Below are 25,699 nucleotides of genomic sequence, written 5' to 3'. Positions count from 1 at the left end.
GTGCCAGCCGGGGGACGGCCGCCGTCGCCGCCCGTGCCGCCCGGCCACCCGTTCGGCCCTTCCGGGACGCGCCCGTGCCCGCCCGGCGGATTCGATGGGGGAATGCGTGTCCGGGCGACGACGGAGGAGCCGTGGTGCAGGAGCCGACGAGCGAGCCGGGTGCCCCGCTGCTCCGGGCCGGCCGGTTCTTCCGTCCCGGCACCCCGGCGCCCGACCTGCACAGCGTCCGGATCGAGGGCGGCACCGCGTCCGACGTCTTCTACCGGGACCGCTGGAGCCACGACAAGGTCGTGCTCTCCACACACGGCGTCAACTGCACCGGCTCCTGCCGCTGGAAGGTGTTCGTCAAGGACGGGATCATCACCTGGGAGACCCAGGCCACCGACTATCCCTCGGTCGGCCCGGACCGGCCCGAGTACGAGCCGCGCGGCTGCCCCCGGGGCGCGGCCTTCTCCTGGTACACCTACTCGCCGACCCGGGTGCGTCACCCGTACGTCCGCGGGAAGCTCCTGGAGCTGTACCGCGAGGCGCTGGGCCGGCTGAAGGACCCGGTGCTGGCCTGGGCGGACCTCCAGTCGGACCCCGGGCGGCGCCGCGCCTACCAGCGGGCCCGCGGCAAGGGCGGCCTGGTGCGGACGAGTTGGGAGGAGGCGGTGGAGATCGTCGCCGCCGCCCACGTCCACACCATCAAGGAGTACGGGCCGGACCGGATCGCCGGCTTCTCGCCGATCCCGGCCATGTCGATGGTCTCGCACGCGGCGGGCGCCCGCTTCCACGCGCTGATCGGCGCGCCGATGCTCTCCTTCTACGACTGGTACGCGGACCTGCCGGTGGCCTCCCCGCAGGTGTTCGGCGACCAGACCGACGTCCCGGAGTCCGGCGACTGGTGGGACGCGGCCTACCTGCTGATGTGGGGCTCCAACGTGCCGGTCACCCGCACCCCCGACGCGCACTGGATGGCCGAGGCCCGCTACCGGGGCCAGAAGGTGGTGGTGGTCTCCCCGGACTACGCGGACAGCACCAAGTTCGCCGACGAGTGGATGCACCCGCACCCGGGCACCGACGGGGCGCTGGCCTTCGCGATGGGGCACGTGATCCTCAAGGAGTTCTTCGTCGAGCGGCGCACGCCGTTCTTCGAGGACTACGTGCGGCGGTTCACCGACCTGCCGTTCCTGGTCACCCTGGCCGACCGGGACGGCGCCCTCGTCCCGGACAAGTTCCTGCGCGCCGCCGACCTCGACGGCACCGGTGGCGGGGAGGAGGCGCCCGAGTGGAAGCTGGTCGTCCTCGACGAGGTGACCGGCCGTCCGGCGGTGCCCAACGGCTCGCTCGGCTTCCGCTGGACGGAGTCCGGCCGGGGACGGTGGAACCTCGACCTCCAGGACCTGCGCCCGCGCCTGTCGCTGCACGAGGAGGCCGGCGCCGCCCCCGTCGAGGTCCTGCTGCCGCGCTTCGACACCGAGGGCGACGAGCGGGACCGCGTCCTGCGCCGGGGCGTCCCGGCCGTCCGGCTCGGCGGACCGGACGGGCCGCTGGTCACCACCGTGTACGACCTGCTGCTCGCCCAGTACGGCGTCGCCCGCCCGGGCCTGCCGGGCGACTGGCCCGCCTCGTACGAGGACCCGGACAGCCCCGGCACCCCCGCCTGGCAGCAGCGGCACACCTCCGTGCCGGCGGCCCAGGCGGTCCGCGTCGCCCGGGAGTTCGCGCGCACCGCCGAGGAGTCCCGGGGCCGCTGCATGATCCTGATGGGCGCCGGGACCAACCACTGGTTCCACTCCGAGACGATCTACCGCACCTTCCTGGCGCTGCTCACCCTCACCGGCTGCCAGGGCCGCAACGGCGGCGGCTGGGCGCACTACGTCGGCCAGGAGAAGTGCCGTCCGGCCACCGGCTGGGCGACCCTGGCGGGGGCGACGGACTGGGCGCGCCCGCCGCGCCAGATGATCGGCACGGGCTGGTTCTTCCTGCACACCGACCAGTGGCGTTACGACACCTTCTCTGCGGACGTCCACGCCTCGCCGCTCGGCACCGGACGCTTCGCCGGACTGGCCGCCGTCGACCTGCTCGCCCGCTCCGCCCGGCTGGGCTGGATGCCCTCGTACCCGACCTTCGACCGCAACCCGCTGGACCTCGCCGACGAGGCCCGCGCCCGGCAGGCGGGTGGCGGCGGCGACCCGGCGGCGTACGTGGCCGGTCTGCTGCGTACCGGTGACCTGCGGTTCGCCTGCGAGGACCCCGACGCGCCGGCCAACTGGCCCCGGGTGATGACCCTGTGGCGCGCCAATCTGCTCGGCTCCTCCGGCAAGGGCGCCGAGTACTTCACCAGGCACCTGCTCGGCACCCACTCCTCACTGCGCGCCGAGGAGGCCGCCGAGCACCAGCGCCCCCGGGACGTGCGCTGGTACCCCGAGGCCCCGGAGGGCAAGCTCGACCTGCTGCTCTCGCTGGACTTCCGGATGACCTCCTCCACCCTGCTGTCGGACGTCGTGCTGCCCGCCGCGACCTGGTACGAGAAGCACGACCTGTCCTCCACCGACATGCACCCGTACGTGCACGCCTTCACCCCGGCCATCGACCCGCCCTGGCAGGCCCGGACCGACTTCGAGGCCTTCCACGCGATCGCCGGCCGGCTGAGCGAACTGGCCCGCGGGCACCTGGACACCCGGTACGACCTGGTCGCCACCGCGCTGCAGCACGACACCCCCGGTGAGACGGCGCAGCCCGGCGGGGTGGAGCGCGACTGGCGGCTGGGGGAGTGCGAGCCGGTGCCCGGCGTGACCGTGCCGAACCTGGCCGTCGTCGAGCGCGACTACACCGCCGTCGGGGCGAAGATGGCCTCCCTCGGGCCGCTGGTGGAGCGGGCCGGCCTGCCCGCCAAGGGGATCGTGCTGCACCCGGACCGCGAGGTGGCGGACCTGCTGGCGCTCAACGGCGTGGTCCGCGGCGGCCCCGCCGACGGCCGTCCGGCCCTGGACACGGCGATCAAGGCCGCGAACACCATCCTCGCGCTGTCCGGGACCACCAACGGCCGGCTGGCCACCCAGGGGTTCCGCACGCTGGAGGAGCGCACCGGCCGGCCGATGGCCGCGCTCGCCGCCGAACAGGAGGGCCGGCGGATCGGCTACGCCGACACCCAGGCCGCTCCGGCCCCCGTGATCACCTCACCGGAGTGGTCCGGCATCGAGGCGGGCGGGCGCCGCTACAGCCCGTTCACCCTCAACACCGAGCACCTCAAGCCCTGGCACACCCTCAGCGGCCGGCAGCACTTCTTCGTCGACCACGACTGGATCCACGAACTGGGGGAGGCCCTGCCGGTCTACCGGCCGCCGCTCGACATGCGCCGGCTCTTCGGCGAGCCCGCCCTCGGCCCGGACGGGCGCCGGGAGGTGACGGTCCGCTACCTCACCCCGCACAACAAGTGGTCGATCCACTCCGAGTACCAGGACAACCTCTTCATGCTCTCGCTCTCCCGGGGCGGGCAGGTGGTCTGGATGTCCGTCGAGGACGCGGCGGCCATCGGCGTCGAGGACAACGACTGGATCGAGGCGGTCAACCGCAACGGCGTGGTGGTCGCCCGGGCGGTCGTCTCGCACCGGATGCCGGCCGGCACGGTCTACCTGCACCACGCCCAGGAGCGCACGGTCAACGTCCCCCGCGCCGAGACCACCGGGCGCCGCGGCGGCGTCCACAACTCGCTCACCCGGGTGCTGCTCAAGCCCACCCATCTGATCGGCGGCTACGCCCAGTTGAGCTGGGCCTTCAACTACCTGGGCCCGACCGGGAACCAGCGCGACGAGGTCACGGTGATCCGCCGCCGCGACCAGGAGGTGAGGTACTGATGACCGGTTCCGCGACCGGCGCTCCCGCGGCAGGTGATCCCGCCATCGGGCGGGTGATGGCCCAGGTCGCCATGGTGATGAACCTCGACAAGTGCATCGGCTGCCACACCTGTTCGGTCACCTGCAAGCAGACCTGGACCAACCGCCGCGGCACCGAGTACGTGTGGTTCAACAACGTCGAGACCCGCCCCGGACTCGGCTACCCGCGCCGCTACGAGGACCAGACGACGTGGCGCGGCGGCTGGCGGCTCGACCGGCGGGGGCGGCTGCGGCTGCGGCAGGGCGGCCGCCTGTACAAGCTGGCCACCATCTTCGCCAACCCCGTGCTGCCCACCCTCAAGGACTACTACGAGCCCTGGACGTACGACTACAACACCCTCACCACTGCGCCGCTCGGCGACGACTACCCGGTGGCCAGGCCGCACTCGCTGATCACCGGCAGGCCGATGAGCGTCGAGTGGTCCTCCAACTGGGACGACGACCTCGGCGGCGCCCCTCGCCACGCCCCCGCCGACCCCAACGTGGAGCGGATGCGCGAGGAGGTGGGCGAGCGGATCCGCTTCGAGTTCGAGCAGAGCTTCATGTTCTACCTGCCCCGGATCTGCGAGCACTGCCTCAACCCGGCCTGCTCCGCCGCCTGCCCGTCCGGCGCGATCTACAAGCGCGAGGAGGACGGCATCGTCCTCGTCGACCAGGACCGCTGCCGCGGCTGGCGCCAGTGCGTGACCGGCTGCCCGTACAAGAAGGTCTACTTCAACCACCGCACCGGCAAGGCCGAGAAGTGCACCCTGTGCTTCCCCCGCGTCGAGATCGGCCTGCCCACCGTCTGCTCCGAGACCTGCGTCGGACGGCTGCGCTACCTCGGCGTGCTGCTGTACGACGCCGACCGGGTCACCGCCGCCGCCTCGGTGAGCGACGAACGCGACCTGTACGAGGCCCAGTTGGGCGTCCTCCTCGACCCGGAGGACCCCGAGGTGCGGCGCGCCGCGGAACGCGACGGCATCCCGCCCGACTGGATCGAGGCCGCCCGCCGCTCGCCCGTCCACACCCTCGTCTGCCGCTACCGCCTCGCGCTGCCGCTCCACCCGGAGTACCGGACGCTGCCCATGGTCTGGTACGTCCCGCCGCTGTCCCCGGTGGTCGAGGCGGTCGCCGCCGCCGGGCACGACGGCGAGGACGCCGGCAACCTCTTCGGCGCGATCGACGCCCTGCGCATCCCGCTGGAGTACCTCGCCGGGCTGTTCACCGCCGGCGACACCCGCCCGGTGCGCGCCGCGCTGGACCGGCTCGCCGCGATGCGCTCGTACATGCGCGCCGTCAACCTCGGCCGGGAGCCCGACCTCGCCGCGGCCGCCGCGGTCGGGCTGGGCGGCGACCAGGTCGAGGAGCTGTTCCGCCTGCTGGCCGTCGCCAAGTACGAGGACCGCTACGTCATCCCGACCGCCGCGAGCGCCGACGCGCGGCGGCTGGAGGAGTCGGCGCTCCCCGACGGGTGCGCCGTCGACCACGCCGGCTCGCCGGGCCTGCCCGAGGACGGGCCGTTCGGCGCCGGCTCCGGGCGGCGCCCCCTGCCGCTGGTCACCGTCGAGAACTTCCACGCCCTGCGCACCCGCCAGACCGGCGACGAGGAGCCGAAGCCATGACGAACCGGGACACCGCGATCGTGCACGACGGCGCCGCCCACTGCCTCGGCTACCCCGACCCCCTCGCCGCCACGGGCCCGGGCGGGCCGGCCGCCCTGCGCGCGGCGCTCGCCCCCGTACGCCACCCGGCCGCCGGGCCGCTGCGTGCCTTCCTCGACCGGACCGAGGCCCTCCCCGCCACCGAACTGGCCGCCCACTACGTCGAGACCTTCGACTTCACCCGGCGCCACAGCCTGTACCTGAGTTGGTGGACCGACGGCGACACCCGGGCCCGCGGCGCGGCGCTGGTCCGCTTCAAGGAGGCCTACCGGGCGCACGGCCTGGAGTTCACCGGCGGGGAACTGCCCGACTTCCTGCCCGCCGTGCTGGAGTTCGCGGCCCTCACCGGCTCCGACGCCCTGCTGCGCGAACACCGGCCCGCCCTCGAACTGCTGCGCCTCGCCCTCACCGAGCGCGACACCCCGTACGCCCTGGTGCTCGACGCCGTCTGCGCCACCCTGCCCGGCCCCTCCCCGCGGGACCGCGCCGCCGCGCTCGCCCTCGCCCGCGGCGGGCCGCCCGGCGAGCGGGTCGGCCTGGAGGCCGGGGCGGCGCCCTACGGCCACCTCGGCCTGCTCCCCGTTCTGCCGTCCGCTGAGCCCGCCGCCGTGACCGGAGACCACCCGTGACCGGAGACCACCGATGAACGTCTTCCTCTGGGGCGCCCTGCCCTACCTCGTGTTCGCGCTGCTGGCCTCCGGCCTCGTCTGGCGCTACCGGTACGACCGGTTCGGCTGGACCACCCGCTCCTCCGAGGTGTACGAGTCCCGGCTGCTCACCATCGCCTCGCCGATGTTCCACTACGGGATCCTCTTCGTGCTGGCCGGTCATCTGGTGGGCCTGTTCGTCCCCGCGTCGTGGACCGACGCGGTGGGCCTGGACGAGCACGCCTACCACCTGCTCTCGCTGTTCGCCGGGTGCGCGGCCGGATTCCTGACGCTCGCCGGGATCGTGATCCTGCTGTACCGCCGCCGCACCACCGCGGCCGTGCTGCGGGCCACCACCCGCAACGACAAGCTGATGTACCTGGTGCTGCTCTCGGCGATCGTGCTGGGGCTGGTGAGCAAACTGGCGCACTCCTCCCTCAGCGCCGGCTACGACTACCGCACCACCATCGCCCCCTGGGCCCGCAGCCTGTTCACCCTGCGGCCCGACGTCGGCCTGATGGCGGGCGTCCCGCTCGCCTACCGGATCCACGCCCTCGTCGGCCTGGCCCTGATCGCGCTGCTCCCCTTCACCCGCCTGGTCCACATGTTCAGCGCCCCCGTCCAGTACCTGTTCCGCCCCTACGTCGTCTACCGCAGCCGCGACCCCCGCCTCACCACCCGCCCGACCCGCCGTGGCTGGGAGCGGATGGACTAGCGGTGCCGGGGCCGTTCGTACGGGTGCCGGTTAGCACGGGTTCGCCAACGGAAGATGACGGACAGTCACCGCTACGCATGATCCGGCCATGTTGAAGGCGTCCGTCCGGTGAAGCGGAGGGTGCTGTCCGAATAACGGACATCGTGGCGGGTTGGCATGGCTCGGACGTCCCCGGCGTGGGAGATCGCTGGTCCCGGGCCCCGGAGGGGTCCGCGGCGCACGGCGCGGGGTGGTCGGGAGCGGGGCGCCGGCCGGCCGGGGTGATGTGTTCCGGCCATCGTCACGGACGTCCGGAATCGATCGGAGTGGTTGCCCGGTAGCGAATCGGTGACCGACAGTCGTACAGATGAACGACAAGCCCCGTCCGACGCCCGACCGCCTGCTCGGTCACCGCGACTTCCGGCGCCTGCTCTCCGGTGCAGCCGTGGCCCAGGTGGGCAGTCAGGTGACCCTGGTCGCCCTGCCGCTGGTCGCGGTGCTGGAGCTGGAGGCCCCGCCGTTCCAGGTCGGCCTGCTCACCGCGGCCGAGACCGCGGCCTTCCTGCTGGTGGGCCTGCCCGCGGGCGCCTGGGTGGACCGCATGCGCAAGCTGCCCGTGCTGATCCGCGCCGACGTGGTGCGCTGCCTCGCGGTCGGCTCGATCCCGCCGGCCGCCGCACTCGGCGTGCTCACCATGACCCAGCTCTACCTGGTCGCCCTGGTGACCGGGATCGCCACCGTCTTCTTCGACATCGCCCACCAGTCCTTCCTGCCGCGGCTGCTGCCGCGCGAGCACCTGGTCGCCGGGAACGGCGCGCTGGAGACCGTGCGCTCCACCGCCCAGATCGCCGGGCCGGGCGTCGGCGGCGGGCTGGTCCAACTGCTCGGCGCACCGCTCGCCATCGTGGCCGACGCGATCGGCTACCTGGGCTCGGTGCTGCTGCTGATCGGCATCAAGGACGACGAACCCCGGCCGGAGCCGGTGCCCGGACGCTCGCTGCGCGCCGAGGTCGGCGAGGGCGTCGGCTTCGTCCTGCGACACCCGCTGCTACGCGTGATCGCCGCGGCCACCGGGACCGCCAACCTGTTCGGCGCGGTGCTGATGGCCGTGCAGACGGTCTTCTGGGTCCGGGTGCTGGACCTCTCGCCGGGCGCCATCGGCGTCCTGCTGTCGGTGTCGGCGCTCGGCGGCCTGGCCGGTGCCCTGTGCGCGGGCCGGCTGGCCGGACGGATCGGCCAGGCCCGGCTGATCTGGCTGGCGCCGCTGGTCACGGCCCCCTTCGCGGTGCTCTGGCCGCTGTCCGGCGGCGGCGCGGGTGCCGTGCTCTTCGCCGTCGGGTCGGCGGTGGTGCTGTTCGGCGCGGTGGTCTACAACATCGCCCAGGTCAGCTTCCGGCAGTCCGTCTGCCCGCCCGACCTGCTCGGCCGGATGAACGCGACCATGCGCTTCCTGGTCTGGGGCACCCTGCCGCTGGGCGCCCTCCTCGGCGGCGCGCTGGCCGACGCGGCCGGACCGCGCACCGCCCTGTGGGTCTGCGCCGCCGGGACCCTGCTGATGCCCGTTCCGCTGCTGTTCTCGCCGCTGCGCGGGATGCGGGACCTGCCGTCGGCGCCGTCCGAGCCGTCCACGTCGGACGCGCCGTCCGAGCCCTCCGGGCCGGAAGCCCTGGAGACCCCGGACCGTACGGACCATGCCGCCCCGGAGCGAGCCGCGTCCTGACCTCCTGAGCCCACTCCTCCCCGAGCCCCCGAGCCCCCGGGCTCCCGACTCCCCGACCCTGCCACCCGCCGTGCCCCGGCGGCCCGACCGGCGGCCGCACCGGGCGTCCCGGCACGCCCCGGGACGTCCGTACACGCCCCGTCAGGTCACGAACCGAGAGCGGAGATCCCCGTGCAGCCCAGCATCACCGCCGCGTACCTCGCCCGGTACCGGTCCGTCGCCGCCTCCGCCGGCCCGGCGGAGCTGCTCCCGCTGACCGGCGCCCAACGGCGTTTCCAGCTCACCCGCCGGATGGACCCGCAGGGCCGTCCCGACGTCGTCCCGCTGTTCTTCGCCTACCCGCGCGGCACCGTGGACCCCGACCGGCTGCGCCGCGCCGCGTACCGGGTGGCCGCCCGGCACCCCGCCCTGCGCGGCCGCTTCGAGGCCCTGCGTGGCACCCCCGTGCTGCGCCTGGCCCCCGCCGCGCCGGTCGCCGACCGGGTGGAGGTCGCCCGGATCGCCGTCGCGCCCGGCGGGAGCGCCGAGGAGGCGCTGCGCCGCGCCCTGCTCGACTGGCGGACGGACGGACCGGCGCTGCGCCTGCTGCTGGCGGCCGGGCCGCAGGACGCGGAGGAGCTGCTCGCCGTCGCCCTCGACCACGCCGTCTGCGACGAGCAGTCGCTCGGCCTGGTCACCGCGGAGCTCGGCACGGCCTACGACGAGACGGCGTCCGGCGAGACGGCGTCCGACGAGGACGGCCCGTACGGTACGGCGCCTACCCCTGACACCGACGGGCTCGCCGCCTACCGCGAGGCCGTGGAGCTCCAGCTGGCCGCCGAGGCCCGGGCGGCGGGCCCGGCCTCGCACGCGCACTGGGCCGCCCGGCTGGGCGCGCTGGCGGGTACGGCGACCACGCCGCCGCGGCACACCGAGGCGCCGCCGCCGACCGGGATGCTCACCCACCGGCTGCCCGCCGCGACCGGCGCCGCCCGGGGCGCGGTGTTCCCCGCCCTGCTGGACGCCGTCGGGGCGGCCGCGCGCCGGCCCGCCGGGACGGAGCGGACGCTCGCCCTCGGCTACCCGTGGGGCGGCCGGCCGCCGGGCGCGCCGCCGGTGCTCGGCTGCTTCCTCAACACCCTGGTGCACCCCGTCGCCCCCGGACCGGCCGCCGACCTGGACACGCTGGGCGAGGCCTGGTGGGACGACCTGGACCACGCCGACACGCCGTTCGACGAGGTGGTGCACGCCGCCCGGGCGGGCGGGGCCCGCTGGTCCGGCGCGCTGGACGGACTGCTGACCTTCGAGGACCTCGGCCGCCGGCCGCCGCTGGCCCTCGGCGGGGTCGCCGGCCGGGAGACCCACCTGGCCGGGCGGCCGCTCGCCGCGCCCCTCGCGGTCTCCGCCTCGCACGGCGAGGACCTGCTGATCCGCCTCGGCTGGGACCGCGACCGCTGCCCGGACGCCGTCGCCGAGGCCGCGTTCGAGGACCTGCTCGCCACCCTCCGCCACCACCTCGACCCGGCCGTCCGGTCCGTCCCGGCCACCGAGGCCGCCTGAACCCCCAAAAAGCCCCACCCTGCCCCACCCCAGCCCCACCGGGCCCGCCCGATCCGTTCGGGCCGGCCGAACCACCCGTACCACCCCGCACCACCCGGGCCGCCCGGGGCCACCCGCGCCCCGGGCACCCGCCCCCACCGGCGGCACCGGTCCCGGCCACACCCGGCCGGGCCCCACCTGGTGACCGCCGACCCGGCGGCCGCCCGCCGCCGTCCGACCGAACACGCACCCGCCACAGCAAGGGAACCGTTCATGTTCGCACTCTCCCCGTCGCAGGAGATCGTCTGGCTGCACGAGCAGATGCTGCCGGGCAGTCGCGCCTACAACTTCACCGCCGCGCTCGACCTGTGGGGCACCCTCGACGCCGACGCGCTGCGCGCCGGGCTGACCGCCGTCCTCGCCCACCACGCCGGTCTGCGGCTGGAGCTCGTCCCCCGCGCCGAGGGCCTGCCGGCCCAGCGGGTCGCCGACCGGGCCGAGCTGCGGCTGCGCACCAGCGACCTCTCCGCCGAGGCGGACCCCGAGGCCGCGTTCCGCACCCTGCTCGCCGCCGAGGCCGAGGAGCCGCTCGACACCGAGCAGGCTCCGCTGCTGCGCTGGCACCTGGTCCGGATCGCCGACGGCCACCACCGGCTGGTCCACGTCGAGCACCACCTGATCCACGACGGGCACTCCTTCGCGATCCTGCTGCGCGACCTGTTCACCGTCTACCGCGCCCATGTCCGCGGCGAGCGGGCCGAACTGCCGCCCGCCCGCTCGTACGAGGAGCACGCGCGCGCCCTCGCCGACGGTACGGCCGACCGCGAGCGCGGCCTGGCCTTCTGGAAGCGCGAGCTGGACGAGGTCCCGCTCGGCCTGACGCTGCCCGGCCTCGCCCGGCCGGGCGCGGTGCGCCGCCACCGCGGCGGGCAGCTGCGCCAGTCGATCGGCGCCGACCTGGCCGAGCGGCTGCGCGAGCGCAGCCGCGGCGACGGTCACACCCCGTTCAGCACCCTGCTCACGCTCTTCGCCGAACTGCTGCGCCGCCACAGCGGCCACCGCGAGCTGGTGATCGGCACCGCGGTGGGCAACCGGCCGCTCGGCTTCGAGGGCACGGTCGGCATGTTCGTCAACACGGTGCCGCTGCGGCTGCGGCTGGACCCCGCGGCGAGCTCCACCGACGCCGTCGACGAGGCGACCGACGTGCTGCTCCGCGCGCTGCCCCACCAGGACGTGCCCGTCCAGGAGCTGACCCGCGCGCTCGGGCTGCACACCACGGGCGCCGACAACCCGCTGTTCAGCGTGATGTTCAGCGCGCACGACGCCGCGCTGCCCGACGTCCAGGCGCCCGATCTGGAGGTCTCGCTCTACGAGGGCTACAACACCGGCACCACCCGCTTCGACCTGGACCTGGTGCTGCTGCCGGACGACCGCCGGGTGGTCGGCGAGAAGCACGGCGCCGCCGGGATGACCCTGGTGTGGGACTACGACGCCGACCTGTTCGGCGAGGAGGTCGCCGAACTGCTGGCCCAGCGCCTGCTGGAGCTGCTGCGCGACTACCTCGACCGCCCGGAGGCGGCCCTCGCGGACCTCGCCGTCCCGGCCGCCGTGCCCGCCGTACCGGAGGCCGCCGCCGTACCGGTCGCCCCCGCCGTGCTGGACCCCGCCGCCGCCCACGACCCGGCCACCCTCGCCGTGATCGCCGGCGCCGAGCGGCTCACCTACGGCGACCTCGACCGCCGGGTGGGCGAGTTGGTCGACCGTCTGACCGCCGCCGGGGTCACCTCGGGCCGGATCGTCGCCGCCGTCCTGCCGCGCGGCGTGGACAGCGTGGTCACCCTGCTCGCCTGCCTGCGCCTCGGCGCGGTCTACGCGCCGCTGTCCTCCGAGGACCCGGCGGCCCGCCTCGGCCTGCTGCTGGACCGGCTCGCCCCGGCCCTGGTGCTCGCCACCCGCCAGAGCGCCCTGGCGCTGCCGGCCGACCGCCCCGCCCCGGCGCTGCTGGACGGCCCGGCGTTCCCCGCCGCGCGGCCCGGCGCCGTCCTGGACGAGGGCGCCGCGTACGTCATCCACACCTCCGGTTCGACGGGTGTGCCCAAGCCGGTGCTGGTCGGCCGGGAGGCGCTGGCCGGCTGCGTGGCGGCCCTCGCCGCGCGGTACGGGCTGACCCCGGCCGACCGGGTGCTGCTGTTCGCCCGCCCGTCCTTCGACGTGGCGCTGGAGGAGGTGCTGCCCTCGCTGGCCGCCGGCGCCGCGCTGGTGCTGCCGCAGCGCGAGGTGCCGACCGGGCCGGAGCTGGTCGCCGTGCTGGCCGCCCGCGGGGTCACCGTGGCCAACCTGCCGACCAGTTACTTCCTGGCCGTGCGCGAGGACCTGCGGGAGGCGCTGGCGGACGGCCGCTGGTCGCCGCGCCTGCTGGTGCTCGGCGGCGAGCGCCTGCCCGCCCGCGCGCTGCGCGGCCTCACCGCGGGCGGCGCGGTGAGCGTGCTCAACGCGTACGGCGTCACCGAGGCCACCATCACCTCCACCGTGCACGAGGTCGGCGCGGCCGACCTCGCCGAGGACGACGGCGAGGGGGAGGGCGGGCTCGCCGAGATCCCGCTCGGCGTCGAACTGCCCGGGGTCCGGGTGCACGTGCTGGACGAGGGTCTGCGGCCGCTGCCCGCCGGCGGCGTCGGCGAACTGGTGATCGGCGGCGACCTGCTGGCCACCGGGTACCTCGGCCTGCCGGAGGTCACCGACGCCCGGTTCGTGACCGTGCCCGCGCTCGGCGGCGAGCGCGTCTACCGCACCGGCGACCGCGGCCACCGCGACCGCGACGGCCGGCTCTGGTTCCTCGGCCGCCAGGACAACCAGGTCAAGCTGCGCGGCCACCGCATCGAGCTGGAGGAGATCGAGGCGGCGGCCTCCGCCGAACTCGGCGGCCGCTCCTGCGCGGTGGTCCTGCACCGGGACCCGTCCACCGGCCCCCGTCTGGTCGGCTTCCTGGAGGGCCCCGGGCAGCCGGACCAGGCCGCGCTGCACACCGCCCTCGCGGCCCGGCTGCCCGGCGGGCTCGTCCCGGCGAGCTGGACGGCCCTGCCCGCGATGCCCGTCCTGCCCGGTGGCAAGCCCGACCGCGCGGCCCTCGCCCGGCTGGCCGAGGAGCAGCCCGCGCCCGGCTCCGAGCCGGCGGCCCAGGAGCAGGTCTTCACCGACCCCGGCGAGGCCCTGATCGCCGAGGCCTGGCGCGAGGTGCTGGGCCACGACCGGTTCACCGCCGGGTCGCACTTCTTCGAGGTCGGCGGCCACTCGCTGCTCGCCGCCCAGCTGGCCGCCTGGCTGGAGCCGCGGCTGGGCAGCCGCCCGGCCCTGCGCACGCTGTTCCGCAACCCCGTCCTGGCCGACCAGGCCCGCGCCCTGACCGGAGGCGTCAAGTGAGCTCCAGCCCGTCCGCCGTCCTGGAGGACGGCCACCGCGAACTGGTCGACGCCTTCGAGAGCTTCGTGCGCCGCGAGCTCGTCCCGCTGGCCGCCGAACTGCCCGAGACCGCCGACCAGGTGCCCGCCGACCTGCGCGCCTACGTGCGCAAGCGCTCGGCCGCGCTCGGCTTCTACGCGGGCGACTACCCCGAGGAGCTCGGCGGCTCCGGCATGCCGTTCACCGCCGTGGTCCTGCTGCACCACGCGGCCGGCCGCAGCGGCTGCGTGCTGGCGCCGTACGCGCTGGCCGGCTCCGACGGGCCCAGCCCGCTGCTGCGGCACGGCACGCCCGAGCAGATCGAGCGGCTGCTGGTCCCGCTGGTGCGCGGCGAGTCGGCCCGCTGCCTCGCGCTGACCGAGCCGCACGCCGGCTCCGACGCGTTCCGTCTCACCACCACCGCCGTGCGCGACGGGGACGACTGGGTGGTCGACGGCCGCAAGACCTTCGTGAGCAACGCCGACCGCGCCGACCTGGTGCTCGTCGTCACCGCCACCGACCTCGGCGAGGGCGCCGGCCCGACCGCCGGGGCCACCGCCTTCGCCGTGCCGATGGACACGCCGGGCCTGCGGATCGGCCAGCGCTACGAGGGCATGTCCGGCGAGCCGCTGTTCGAGCTGCTGCTCGACGGCGTCCGGCTGCCGATGGACGCCGTGATCGGCGGCGAGGAGGGCGTCGGCGCCGCCACCGCCCTCGCCATGGACAGCCTCTCCCGGGGCCGCCTGGTGGTGGCCGCGATGTGCAACGGCGTCGCCGAGTACGCGCTGCGCCTCGGCGTGGAGTACGCCCGCGAGCGGGAGGCCTTCGGCGAGCGGATCGGCGCCTACCAGCACGTCCAGGAGCACCTGGTGAGCACCCGGGCCGAGGTGGAGGCGTCCAAGCTGCTCACCCTGGCCTGCGCCCGGCTGGTCGACGACGGCACCGAGGCGCCCGAGAACGCCGCCCTGGCCAAGCTCACCGCCTCCGAGACCGCGGTCCGCGCGGTGGACCGCTCGCTCCAGGTGCACGGCGCCACCGGCTGGGTGCGTGGGCACCCGCTGGAGTTCCTGTACCGGTACGTCCGGATGATGACGATCATCGAGGGGACCTCCGAGGTGCAGAAGGTGATCATCGCCAGGGCCATGGGCCTGGGCTGACCCCGTTCCGATCACACCGATCCTTCCCTGTCCTGACGTAGCGTCATGAACTTCTCGGAGAACCTGGGATGACCACCCACGACAACCACCTCAGCATCGGGTACGGCCGCCCGCACCAGGACGGACCCGTGCACGCGCTCTTCGCCGACTGGGTGCGCCGCACCCCGGACGCGCCGGCCCTGAGCGACGGCGGGCACACCTGGAGCTACGCCGAACTCGACCGCCTCGCCGACACGGTGGCCGACGCGCTGCGGCCCCGGGTGGGCCCCGGCGACCTGGTCGCCGTCTGCCTGGACCACTCGGCGGCGCTGGTCGCCGTCACCCTGGCCGCCGCCCGGCTCGGCGCCGTCCACCTCCCGCTCGGCCCCCGCCCCGGGGAGCGCCGGCTCCAGGCCGTCGCCCGCAACCTCCGGGTGGCCTGCGTGGTCGGCGACCCCGCCCTGCTGCCGGCCGCCCACCGGGACGGCGAGCACCTGCCGCTGGCCGTTCCCGCCGAGGGCGTGGCCGCGGCCGCCACCGTGGTCGCCGCCTTCGCCCCGGCGGCGGACGGGGCCGTCGGCGCCCCCGAGCGGGCCCACTACGCGGTGCTCACCTCCGGCTCCACCGGCACCCCCAAGGCCGTCGCCGTCGGCGAGGACTCGCTCGGCGCGCTGCTGCACTGGTACCGCGACCTGACCGGCCTCGGCCCCGGCGACCGCCACAGCCTGCTGATCGGCGTCGCCTTCGACCCCCACCTGATGGAGCTGTGGGGCGCCCTCACCGCCGGCGCCGAACTGCGCGTCGCCCCCGAGGCCGTCCGCTGGGACGGCACCGTGCTGACCGACTGGTGGCGCTCCGAGGGCATCACCGTCGCCGTCCTGCCCACCCCGCTGGCCGAGCCGCTGCTCGACCGGCCGTGGCCGTCCGGCCTGGCCCTGCGCCACCTGATGATCGGCGGCGACCGGCTGCGCCGCGCCCCCGCCCCGGACGTCACCGCGACCGTCCACAACGCGTACGGGCCGGCCGAGGCCACCGTGGTCACCAGCGTCCACACCATGGCCCCCGGCGCCGACCACGGCACCGCCGCGCCGCCCATCGGCCTGCCGATCACCGGCGCCGTCGTGGTGGTCACCGACCCCGACGGCCGTCCGGTGCCGCTCGGCCAGGCCGGCGAACTGCGGGTCGGCGGACGGGTGCTGGCACTCGGCTACCTCGACCCGGAGCTCACCGCCCGCCGCTACGTCGACGCGCCGGAGGGCGTGACCGGCGACGGCGCCCCGGTCGACCGGGTCTACCGCACCGGAGACCGGGTGGTGATGCGTCCGGACGGCGTGCTGGAGTTCCACGGCCGCCTCGACGACCAGGTCAAGGTGAGCGGCGTACGGATCGAACCCGCCGAGGTCGAGGCGGCCTTCGAGGCCGACCCGCGGGTCCGCCGGGCCGTGGTCGCCGCCCGTCCCGGCCCGGCCGGGGGCGCCCAGCTGGTCGCCTTCGTCCAGCCCGCCCCGGACGGCCCGGCGCTCGGCGACCCCGCCCCGGACGGCCCCCACCTCGCCGGCCCGGTCCTCGCCGACCCCGCCGAGCTGCTGCCGCACGTCCGCGCCTGGCTGCCCGAGCAGGCCGTGCCCGCGCTGGTCCGGCTGGTCGACGGGTTCCCGCTGGACGCCAACGGGAAGGTGGACCGGGCGGCCCTGCTCGCCGCGCTCCCGCGGACCGCCGAGGAGGCGCCCGTGGAGGAGGGGTCCACTCCCGCCGAGGTGACCGTGCTGAAGCTCTGCCGCGATCTGCTCGGCCGCGCCGACCTCGGCCCGGACGCCGACTTCGTCGGCTCCGGCGGCAACTCGCTCGCCGCCGCCCGCCTGCTGGCCGCCCTGGAGGACGAGTTCGGCGTACGGCTGCGCGCCCCCCAGCTGCTGCGCAGCCCCGACCTGCGGGGCATCGCCCGGCTGGTCGAGGAGCGGCTCCCGGCCGCAGCCGCCACCACCTGACCGCACGCCGTACAGGGCGCCCCGGCCGAACCCGGGGCGCCCGGAAGGGAACCACCGTGTCCGCTCCCGTCACCGAACGACCCGCCGCGGCCCCGGGCGTGCCCGCGGCCGCCCCCGCGGTCCTCGCCGTACCGGCGTTGATCGCCCGGCACGCCCAGCAGCACCCGGACGCCCTCGCCGTGACCGACGGCAGCACCGTCCTGACGTACCGTCAACTCATCGACCGTGCCTCCGAACTGGCCGCCGAGCTGACCGCCCGGGGGATCGGCCCCGGCGCCGCCGTCGGCCTGCTCGCCGCCCGCTCCGGCCGCCTGGTCGTCGCCCAGCTCGCCGTCTGGTGGACCGGCGCCCACACCGTCCCGCTGGACGCCTCCTACCCGCCGGACCGCACCGCCGCGATGATCGAGGACTCCGGGGTCCGGCTCGTCCTCGGCGACAAGGCCCTGCTCGACGAGGCCGGCCTGGCCGACGGCCCGGCGCTCGCCCTCACCGACGGCGACCCCGGGCAGCGGCGCGCCGACGCCCCGGCCCCCCGCCACGAGGTCCGGCCGGACACCGTCGCCCTCGTCATCTACACCTCCGGCTCCACCGGCCGTCCCAAGGGCGTGCAGATCCCGCACGGCGCGATCGCCGACCTGGTCACCGCCGAGGACGCGGTGGCGCTGCGCCCCGGCGACCGGGTGCTGTTCCACTCGCCCGCCACCTTCGACGCCTCGACCTTCGAGCTCTGGGGGCCGCTGGCGCGCGGCGCCGCCGTCGCCGTCTCGCCCGTCGAGCAGCCGACCGCCGAGGACCTCGCCCGGGACGTCGAGCGGTTCGGCGTCACCACCGCCTTCCTCACCACCGCGCTCTTCCACCACCTGGCCGCCCGCCGCTCCCGGATCTTCGGCGTGCTGCGCACCCTGGTCGTCGGCGGCGAGACCCTCTCGCCGGAGCACGCGGGCGCGGTCCTGCGGGCCTTCCCCTGGCTCGAACTGGTCAACGCCTACGGCCCCACCGAGGCCACCACCTTCACCACCCTGCACCGGGTCACCCCCGAGGACTGCGCCGGACCGGTCCCGATCGGCCGGCCGTTCGGCGCCACCCGTGTCCACGTCCTCGACGAGGACCTCGCCCCCGTGTCGCCGGGCACCCGGGGCGAACTGTGGATCGGCGGCGGACGCCTCGCCCTCGGCTACCTCGGTCTGCCCGAGCTGACGGCGGAGCGCTTCCGCGACCTCCCGCACGCCGGCCGCGCCTACCGCAGCGGCGACCTGGTCTCGCAACGCCCCGACGGCGGCCTGGACTTCCACGGCCGCGCGGACGACCAGGTCAAGGTGCGCGGCTTCCGGATCGAACCCGGCGAGGTCGAGCACGCCCTGCGCCGGGAACCCGAGGTCGCCGACGCGGCCGTGGTGGTCCGCCGGGCCGGCCGGGAGGACGCGGCCCTCACCGCGTACGTGGTGCCGGCCGAGGGGTCGCGCCCCGCCACCGACGCGCTCCGCCGCCGGCTGGCCGACCGTCTGCCCGCCCATCTGGTGCCCACCGCCTGGACCCTGCTGGACGCCCTGCCGCTCACCGGCACCGGCAAGGTCGACCGGCGCGCACTCGCCGCGGACGAGCCGTCGGACGGGCCGGCCCTCGCACCCCCGTCTGACCAGGAGGCCGAGCGGGCACCGGAGTTGACCCCGATCGAGCAGGCCGTCGCCGAGGCCTGGTCGCGGGCCCTGGAACACCCGGTGACCGCGCCCGACGCCGACTTCCTCGCCGAGGGCGGCCACTCCCTGCTCGCCATGTGGATCGTCGACGACCTGCGCGAGGACCTCGGCGTGGAGCTCTCGCTCGCCGACTTCCTCGGCCATCCCACCGTCGCCGCCCAGGCCGTCCTGGTCGAACGGGCCCTGCTGGCGGCCCACGCGGCCGACGCCCCCGCGGATCCGGAGGAGGCCCGATGACCGGCACCGACGAGGCCGCCCGGCAGAGCGCCCTGCTGGACCTGGCCCGCCGTCGCGGCGCCGCCGGGCCGCGTACGCGGCGGCCCGCCGCCGACCGCCCGAGCACCCCGGAGGCCGGGCCGGCCCCGCTCTCCCACGCCCAGCAGCGGATGTGGCTGATGGACCGCCTCGGCCAGGGCGGCGCCGTCTACAACGTGCCGATCGCCACCCGGCTCCACGGCCCGCTCGACACCGGGGCCCTCGCCACCGCGCTGACCGGACTGACGGCCCGTCACGCCGTCCTGCGCACCCGGTACGGGCAGCGCGAGGAGGCGCCGTACCAGGAGGCCGGGCCGGTCACCGCCGTCCCCGTCCCGGTGGTCGACGCCGCCCCGGAGGACGCCCCCGCGCTGCTGCGCGCCGAGGCCGCCCGCCCGTTCGACCTGGCCACCGGGCCGGTGCTGCGCGCCCTCGTCCTGCGGCACGGCCCGCAGGACCACACCCTGCTGCTCAACCTGCACCACATCGCCGTCGACGGCGGCTCGGTCCCGGTCGTGGCCGCCGACCTGGCCGCCCTCTACGCGGCCGCGCTCGCCGGGGACCCGGCCGCGCGCACGGGCGATCCCGCGGCGCTGCCCGCGCCCGGCCTCCCGTACGCCGAGCACGCGCGCCGGGAACGGGCCCGCGACGCCGAACTGGACGCCGCGGCCGAGGAGTGGGCCACCCGGCTGGCCGGCGCCCGGGCCCTGCCGCTGCTGCGCAGCGTCCCGCCCGGCGCGCGGGAACCCCGGGCCGGGCTGCACACCGTCCCGCTCACCGCCGCCACCCTCGACGCCCTGCGCAAGGCCGGCGCCGAGCACGGCGCCACCCTGTTCACCGTGGTGCTGGCGGCGGCCTTCGCCACGCTGGGGCGCGCCTGCGGCGAGGACGACCTGACGATCGGCTGCGCCAGCGGCCACCGCGCCCGCCCCGAGCTGCGCCGCATGGTGGGCCTGGCCGTCAACACCCTGCCGGTCCGGGTCGGCCTCGACGGCGATCCGGCCTTCACCGAGGTGCTGGCGCGCGTCCGGGACGCCCTGCTCACCGCGCAGGACCACCACGACGTGCCGTTCGACCTGGTCCTGCGGCGGCTCGGCGCGGACGCCCGGGGCGAGGACGGACACCCGCTGCTGTCGGTCACCTGCGACCTGCACCGTCCGGTCGGCGCCCTCGTCCTGCCCGGGCTGACGGCCGAGGCCGTCGACATCGACCTGGGGCTCGCCAAGTTCGGCCTCGGCCTCGCCGTCGAGGACGGTCCGCAGCCCCGCTGCCTGCTCCAGCACGACCTCGCGGCCCTCGACGAGGAGACCGCCGGCCGGCTGGTCACGGCCTTCGCCGACCTGCTGACCGCGGTGGCCGCCGACCCGGAGCGCCGCCTCGCCACCCTCCCCGGCGAGCGCCTGGACACCCCGGCGGGTGCCGGTTCGCCGGGTGCCGGCGAGGCCGAACACCCCGCCGTGGCCGCCCTGCTGGCCGATCCCCGGATCACCGAGGCCGCCGTGGTCACCCCGGAGGGCCACCCGCCGCTCGCGTTCGCGGTGGTGCGCGGCCCGGTCGCGCCGAGCGGCACCGACCTGCGGACCGCCCTGCGCCGCCACCTCCCGGCGGAGCACCTGCCCAGGTCCGTCACCCTGCTGGACGCCCTGCCCCGCCGGGCCGACGGCTCCGTCGATCCCCGGCGTCTGCCCGGGCTCCCGGCGGCCGCCGCCCCCGCCACCCCGGCTCCGGAGGCCGAACCGCTGGAGACCGTCCGGACGGCCTTCGGCGAACTGCTCGGCCGACGGCCGGACGCGGACGGCGACTTCTTCGTCCTCGGCGGCCACTCGCTGGTCGCCGTCCAGCTGGCGGAACGGCTGCGCAGCCGGACCGGCCTGCCGCTGACCGGCCTGGACGTCCTGGAGCAGCGCACCCCGCGGGCCATCGCCGGCCTGCTGGGCTCCCGCGCCGCCGAGCGCCGGGCCGCCGTCGCCCGCGGCACCGGCACGACCGCCGCCGCCCGCGGCGGCGCCCGCGAGGGCACCGTGCTGCTCACCGGCGGCACCGGCGGGGTCGGCGCCGCCGTCCTCCAGGAGCTGATGGCCCAGGGGCGCCCGGTCCGGGCGCTGGTCAGGCCCGAGTCGGCGCACCTGGTCGCCCTGGACGGCGTCGAGGTGGCGGAGGGCGACCTCTCCGACCCAGACAGCCTGCGGCGCGCGGTGGAGGGCGTCGACGCGGTCATCCACGCCGCCTGCACCTTCACCGAGCACGAGACCGACGTCGCCGCCATGCGGGCGCTGGTGGACGGCTGGCGGGGCGGCTCCTTCGTCTTCGTCAGCAGCATCGACGCCTACGGCCGCCCGGCCGCCGGCGAGGTGGCCGAGGGCGCGCCCGCCGAGCAGCCCGTCAGCCCGTACGGGCAGGCCAAGCTGACCTGTGAGCGGATCCTGCTGGAGGCCGCCGGCACCACCGGCCGGGGCACCGGCGTCGTGGTGCGCTCGCCGATCGTGTGGGGGCCGCACCGGCGGCTGCGCGACCAGCTCCGCTGGGGCTCCACCGGCGCGCTCTACCAGGCCGCGCAGGCCGGACACCCGATCCGGCTGCCCGCCCCGCCCGGGGACGGCAACCCCTGGTACGGCGTCTCCTGGGTGCACTCGGCGGCGCTCGCCCGGGCCGTCACCGGCTGCGCGGACGGCAGCGGCCGCGCGGCCGGACAGGTCGTCAACGCCGTCACCGGGCACGTCTCCTGGCACGAGCTGACCGCCGAGCTGATCGCCCTGCTCGGCTCGGCCAGCACCCTGGAAGCGGTGCCCGACCCCGACCCGGAGCTGCTGCGCCCCTGGCACTACCGGGCCGACGCCCTGGCCGGGCCGCTGGCGCCCGAGCCGGGGGAGGACTGGCGGGGCGTCCTCGCGGCGATGATCCGCTAGGCCCGCTGGGCGCACCCGGGCCCCGGACGAGGCGGCGTGCCGTTCGTCCGGGGCCCGGGTCGCGCCGGGTGGCGCCGGGTCGCGCCGGGTCAGTCCGTCGGGCGCAGGCCCGCGAAGACCGTGGTGCCGGAGAGGAGGAAGGCGTCCGGCCGCCGCAGGATGCCCTCGGGGGCCTGCGGGTCGAGCAGGAGGTCGACGGTGGCGAGATCCTCCGCGTCCAGGGACTCCTCCATGGTCTCCCGCTGCCGGGTCAGCTGGCTGTGCAGGAAGGCGCGGGCCGTGTCGCCCAGCGGGGCGGGCAGGTCCAGCAGGCGGGTGAAGCCCTCGACCCCGACCAGGCCGGCCCGCCGGAGCATCGCCGGCCAGTCCTCCACCAGACTCGCGCTGCCGGGCAGTTCGGTCCGCATGACCTCGAACCAGTCCTCCTGGACGGCGTCCAGCCGGGCCTGGAGGCCGGGCCGGCCGACGCCGATGTCCCGGGGGAGGTAGCGCACCGGCAGCCCGCCCTCGGCCACGGCGAGCAGTCCGCCCGGCCGCAGCACGGCGGCCAGTGCGTCCAGGGCGCCCTGCTGGTCACCGAGGTGGTGCACGGCCTTGCTGCTCCAGATCAGATCGGCCGCGCCGAGCCCGCCGATCTCGTTCTCCGGGGCCTCGGAGAACTCGACGTGCAGGGTGGTCACCCGGCCGCCGAGACCCAGTCGCTCGGCGCGGGCCAGCGTGCGCTCGAGCAGGCCGGGCGCGCCGTCCACGGCGACCACCTCCGCCGCCGGGAACGCCTCGGCGAGCACGCAGGTCATGATGCCCGGCCCGCTGCCGACGTCGAGCACCCGCCGCACCCCGTGCTCCGGGCCGAGCAGCTCCCGCAGCCGGGCCGCCACCTCGCGCAGGGCCGGCAGCTGCAGTTCGCCGCTGCGCTCCAGCTGGTCGGCCATGACCTCCCAGTCGATGTCGGTGTTCCCGTGACCGTGGCCGTGGCCGTGCCCATGGCTGTGGCCGTTCCCGTGCCCGTGCCCGTGCTTGTGTCCGTGTGCGGATCCGCCGTGTGGGTTCATGCCCGCAGCGTGCACCCGCCCGTCCGGTGTCGGCAAATAACGTTGCCGTTTCCGGGACGCCGGGGTGCAATGCCGGTATGGACAGTGACTCGCCCTACCGGCCCGTGCTCGACGAGGTCGCCCCCAGGCTCCGACGGCTGCGGGCCGAGCGGGGGATCACCCTGGCCGCGCTCTCCGAGGAGACCGGCATCTCCAAGAGCACGCTGTCCCGGCTGGAGTCCGGGCAGCGCCGGCCCAGTCTGGAGCTGTTGCTGCCGCTCGCCGGCGCGTACCGGGTGCCGCTGGACGACCTGGTCGGCGCCCCCGAGGTGGGCGATCCCCGGGTACGGCTCAAGCCCCACGCGCTGCCGAACGGGCAGACGATCGTCCCGCTGACCCGGACTCCCGGGCCGCTCCAGGCGTACAAGATGATCATCCCTGACCGGGGCTCCGAGCCGGACCTGCGCACCCACGAGGGCTACGAGTGGCTGTACGTGCTGGACGGCCGGCTGCGGCTGGTGCTGGGCGGGCACGACCTGGTCCTCGGGCCCGGCGAGGCGGCGGAGTTCGACACCCGGGTGCCGCACTGGTTCAGCAGCGCGGACGGGCGGCCGGTCGAGGTCCTCAGCCTCTTCGGGCGCCAGGGCGAGCGGATGCACGTCCGCGCCAGGCCCCGCGAGTGACGGCCGCCGCCGGCGTCCGGGCGCGTGGTGCGGTCAGTGCTCCGCCCGGGCGGCGAGCAGGATCGCGGTGACGCTGCCCGCCTCGGTGATCACGCCGGTCAGGACCAGTTCCACCGCCTCGGCCAGGGTGCGGCGGTGGACGGTCATCGCGCTCTCCGCGTCGTCGCGGCGCACGATCCCCGGCCGCAGCCCGGTGGCCAGGTAGAGGTGGGTGGTGACCGAGGTGACCCCCGGCAGCGGGTGGATCCGCCCGAGGGGCCGCAGTCGGGCGGCCCGCAGTCCGGTCTCCTCCTCCAGCTCGCGCAGCGCCGCCGCCTCGGGCCGTTCGCCGGGCTCGACGCCGCCGCCGGGCAGGTGCGGCATCCGCCGGCCGGTCAGGTAGAAGTCGTCCTCCACCACCGGCAGCCGCCCGTCGTGGTCCAGCGCGACGACCCGCACCCCGTCGGCCACCTCGACGTGCTCGTACGGGAATGCCGGCGTGTGCGGGCCGGCGACGGTGTCCTGGAGGAGCCGGATGAACGGACCCTCGTGCAGCACCTCGCGGTGGCGCAGCGTCCAGGCGTCGGAGATGTCACTCATGCCGGTGGGTGCCCTTCCCGTGACGGGGGTGGTCAGGGCGACCGTACGCCTCTCCCCGGCGCGCCGGGGGCGGTCCGGGTGGAGCGCGTGGAGCCCGCCGGGGGCGGGCGGTCCCGTACGTGCGCCCCCGGGCCGGGGTGTCGGGCGTCCGAGGCCTCTGCCGTCCGAGGCGACAGGCGTCAGAGGCGTCAGGCGTCCGAGGGGAGCACCGTCGGGCGGCGGGCCGGGACGGCGGTGCGCGGGTGCGGGGGCAGCGGCAGGTCGAGGGCCTCGGTGCTGGGCGCGGCCAGGGCGAGCGCGCCGGCGGTCTCGGCCGGGAGCTCGCCGAGGCCGAGCAGGCCGGCCGAGAGCAGCGCGGTGGCGCGGTGCCAGTCGCCGACCCGCTGGAGCAGGGCGTGGCCACTGCCGGTGACGGTGTAGCCGCAGACCCTGGCGCCGACGGCGCGGCTGCGGGCGGCGAACCGGCGGGTGTCGGCGGGGGCGGTCACGGTGTCGCGGTCGCCGTGCAGCATGACCACCGACCGTCCGGCCAGCTGCTCGCAGGGGTCGTCCTGCGGGCACCAGGGCGCGAGCGCCACCACACCGGTCACGTTCGGGTGGCCCGCCGTGCGCAGCGCGGCCCGGCCGCCCATCGAGTGCCCGACCAGCACGGTCGGCACCCGGCCGAGCTCCTCCGCGAGGTCGTTGAGCGCCGCGCGGGCGTCCCGGGCGGCGTCCGCGCGCTCGCCGTTCCAGCCGCGGTGGCGGTAGCGCACCACGCCGATCGCCACGCCCGCGCCGGCGGTCTCCCGGCGCAGGGCCCGGACGAAGCCGCGCATCCGCAGGTCGGGGAGGTTGAACGGGCCGCGGGCCGGGCGGGTGAGCCCGTGCTCCTGGCCGCCGTGCAGCACCAGCACCGCCGCCGCGGGCCGCTCGGGCAGGACGCGCCAGACCAGCGCCCGGTGCCCGGCCGCCGCCGGACCGCCGTCGTTCCTGCCGCCGCTGCCGTCCCCGCTCACCCTGAACCGTCCCGCCGCCGTCGTTCCGTGGACCGCCACTGTACGCGCCGCCGGAAGGACGGGTGCCGGAGCCGGTCGGCGCGGTCGGTCGACGCCGGGGCTCAGCCGGCCAGCAGCCGGTGCTCGCGGACCAGCCAGCTGATCGCCGTCAGCCGGTGCACCGCGAAGTCGTACCCGACCGGCTCCCGCCAGCCGATCTCGGTGAGCGCCTCCAGGAAGCCCGCCGCGTACCCGGACAGCTCGGCGCGGTCCACCGGCAGCGGCCGCAGGGCCGGCCCCTGCGCGTACAGCAGCTCGCGGACCTCGGCGACGTGCTGGTCGACGGCGGCGACGAGGGAGGGCTCGAAGGCGAGCTCGGCCAGGCGCGGCGTGAAGGCGGTGACGATCCTGGGCAGCGGACAGCCGGCCGTGGCTCCGTCGGCGCCGCCGCCGGCACCGGGGGTACCGGCCGCGTCACGGCCCGCACCGGCGTCGTGGGCGCGGTCATCGGGGTGGGCGAACATCCGTCCACGGTAGGCGAACCGGACGGCGGACGGAGTGCCCGCGGCGGTTCCCGGCTGAGACCTTGGCCACCCGGGAACCCGCCGGATCCCCGGAAGGGACGGGCCGCTCCGTGCCGGAACGACCCGTACGGACCTGCGAATCCTCACCGAGCCCCGGCAGGGCGCCGGCCACGACACGCTGCCGCGCCGCCCGCGCCGGTCCAGGGGCGGATCCCGGTGCCGGTCGGCGGCAAGGGTCCGACCCGCACCACCCGGACCACCCGCACCACCCGGAACTGATCGCCTCCCTGGTCGCCCCGCGACCGGGCTGATCCGGCCGGCCCGCCGAGGCGTGCTTGCGCGCGCCGCCCCCGTCCCCGAGGGTGGGCCGGGGGCGGCGCCC

General features: G+C 76.4%; 16 protein-coding genes. 12 read left to right on the top strand and 4 right to left on the bottom strand.

The annotated features are described in order from the left end of the window. Positions 1-134 precede the first annotated feature (134 nt). From ACWEQL_RS21530 to ACWEQL_RS21480, 11 genes are all read left to right on the top strand, one after another. Positions 135-3,842: a nitrate reductase subunit alpha gene (locus ACWEQL_RS21530; protein ID WP_452151890.1), complete on the top strand. Its 3,708-nt coding sequence runs from the start codon at positions 135-137 to the stop codon at positions 3,840-3,842. Beyond that, complete coding sequence (narH, locus tag ACWEQL_RS21525) at positions 3,842-5,485, top strand: nitrate reductase subunit beta (RefSeq protein ID WP_452151889.1); 1,644 nt, start codon at positions 3,842-3,844, stop codon at positions 5,483-5,485. Before ACWEQL_RS21530 ends, narH begins: the two co-directional genes overlap by 1 nt. Beyond that, on the top strand, positions 5,482-6,153 hold the full coding sequence (gene narJ, locus ACWEQL_RS21520; protein WP_452151888.1) for a nitrate reductase molybdenum cofactor assembly chaperone: 672 nt from the start codon (positions 5,482-5,484) through the stop codon (positions 6,151-6,153). The genes narH and narJ overlap by 4 nt, the downstream gene beginning before the upstream one ends. Positions 6,154-6,166: 13 nt before the next feature. Further along, positions 6,167-6,886 (top strand): respiratory nitrate reductase subunit gamma, encoded by a 720-nt coding sequence (narI, locus tag ACWEQL_RS21515; RefSeq protein ID WP_452151887.1) that lies wholly within the window; start codon positions 6,167-6,169, stop codon positions 6,884-6,886. A 346-nt stretch (positions 6,887-7,232) separates the two neighbouring features. Then, entirely contained in the window at positions 7,233-8,585 is a 1,353-nt protein-coding gene (locus ACWEQL_RS21510) for an MFS transporter (RefSeq protein WP_452151886.1), read from the top strand. Positions 8,586-8,756: 171 nt separating this feature from the next. Beyond that, entirely contained in the window at positions 8,757-10,124 is a 1,368-nt protein-coding gene (locus tag ACWEQL_RS21505) for a condensation domain-containing protein (protein ID WP_452151885.1), read from the top strand. A gap of 252 nt (positions 10,125-10,376) precedes the next feature. Next, positions 10,377-13,523 (top strand): non-ribosomal peptide synthetase, encoded by a 3,147-nt coding sequence (locus tag ACWEQL_RS21500; RefSeq protein WP_452151884.1) that lies wholly within the window; start codon positions 10,377-10,379, stop codon positions 13,521-13,523. Next, complete coding sequence (locus tag ACWEQL_RS21495) at positions 13,520-14,698, top strand: acyl-CoA dehydrogenase family protein (protein ID WP_452151883.1); 1,179 nt, start codon at positions 13,520-13,522, stop codon at positions 14,696-14,698. Before ACWEQL_RS21500 ends, ACWEQL_RS21495 begins: the two co-directional genes overlap by 4 nt. Before the next feature lie 68 nt (positions 14,699-14,766). After that, positions 14,767-16,665, top strand: a complete 1,899-nt coding sequence (locus ACWEQL_RS21490; RefSeq protein WP_452151882.1) for a non-ribosomal peptide synthetase — start codon at positions 14,767-14,769, stop codon at positions 16,663-16,665. A 56-nt stretch (positions 16,666-16,721) separates the two neighbouring features. Further along, a complete protein-coding gene (locus tag ACWEQL_RS21485; protein ID WP_452151881.1) occupies positions 16,722-18,599 on the top strand; it encodes a non-ribosomal peptide synthetase in 1,878 nt (625 codons plus the stop codon). After that, positions 18,596-21,523, top strand: coding sequence for a condensation domain-containing protein (locus ACWEQL_RS21480; protein WP_452151880.1), 2,928 nt, complete (start codon positions 18,596-18,598; stop codon positions 21,521-21,523). Before ACWEQL_RS21485 ends, ACWEQL_RS21480 begins: the two co-directional genes overlap by 4 nt. Before the next feature lie 89 nt (positions 21,524-21,612). On the opposite strand, the gene ACWEQL_RS21475 is transcribed toward ACWEQL_RS21480, so the two are convergent. Continuing rightward, entirely contained in the window at positions 21,613-22,575 is a 963-nt protein-coding gene (locus ACWEQL_RS21475; RefSeq protein ID WP_452151879.1) for a class I SAM-dependent methyltransferase, read from the bottom strand. A 77-nt stretch (positions 22,576-22,652) separates the two neighbouring features. On the opposite strand from ACWEQL_RS21475, the gene ACWEQL_RS21470 reads away from it, so the two are divergent. After that, entirely contained in the window at positions 22,653-23,237 is a 585-nt protein-coding gene (locus ACWEQL_RS21470) for a helix-turn-helix domain-containing protein (protein WP_452151878.1), read from the top strand. Positions 23,238-23,270: 33 nt separating this feature from the next. Here the strand turns inward: ACWEQL_RS21470 and ACWEQL_RS21465 are convergent, their stop codons facing one another. The 3 genes from ACWEQL_RS21465 to ACWEQL_RS21455 all read right to left on the bottom strand — a co-directional run bounded on the left by ACWEQL_RS21465 (position 23,271) and on the right by ACWEQL_RS21455 (position 25,317). Further along, a complete protein-coding gene (locus tag ACWEQL_RS21465; protein WP_452151877.1) occupies positions 23,271-23,816 on the bottom strand; it encodes an NUDIX domain-containing protein in 546 nt (181 codons plus the stop codon). Positions 23,817-24,004: 188 nt separating this feature from the next. Beyond that, positions 24,005-24,814 carry an alpha/beta hydrolase gene (locus ACWEQL_RS21460; RefSeq protein WP_452151876.1) on the bottom strand — a complete coding sequence of 270 codons (810 nt, stop codon included), beginning with the start codon at positions 24,812-24,814 and terminating at the stop codon, positions 24,005-24,007. A 101-nt stretch (positions 24,815-24,915) separates the two neighbouring features. Then, complete coding sequence (locus ACWEQL_RS21455; protein WP_452151875.1) at positions 24,916-25,317, bottom strand: DUF6401 family natural product biosynthesis protein; 402 nt, start codon at positions 25,315-25,317, stop codon at positions 24,916-24,918. Between the last annotated feature and the right edge of the window lie 382 nt (positions 25,318-25,699).

Source organism: Kitasatospora sp. NPDC004240 (assembly GCF_053603215.1).
The sequence above is the reverse complement of the archived record's forward strand: the minus strand, read 5'-3'. Positions and strand labels throughout refer to the sequence as shown.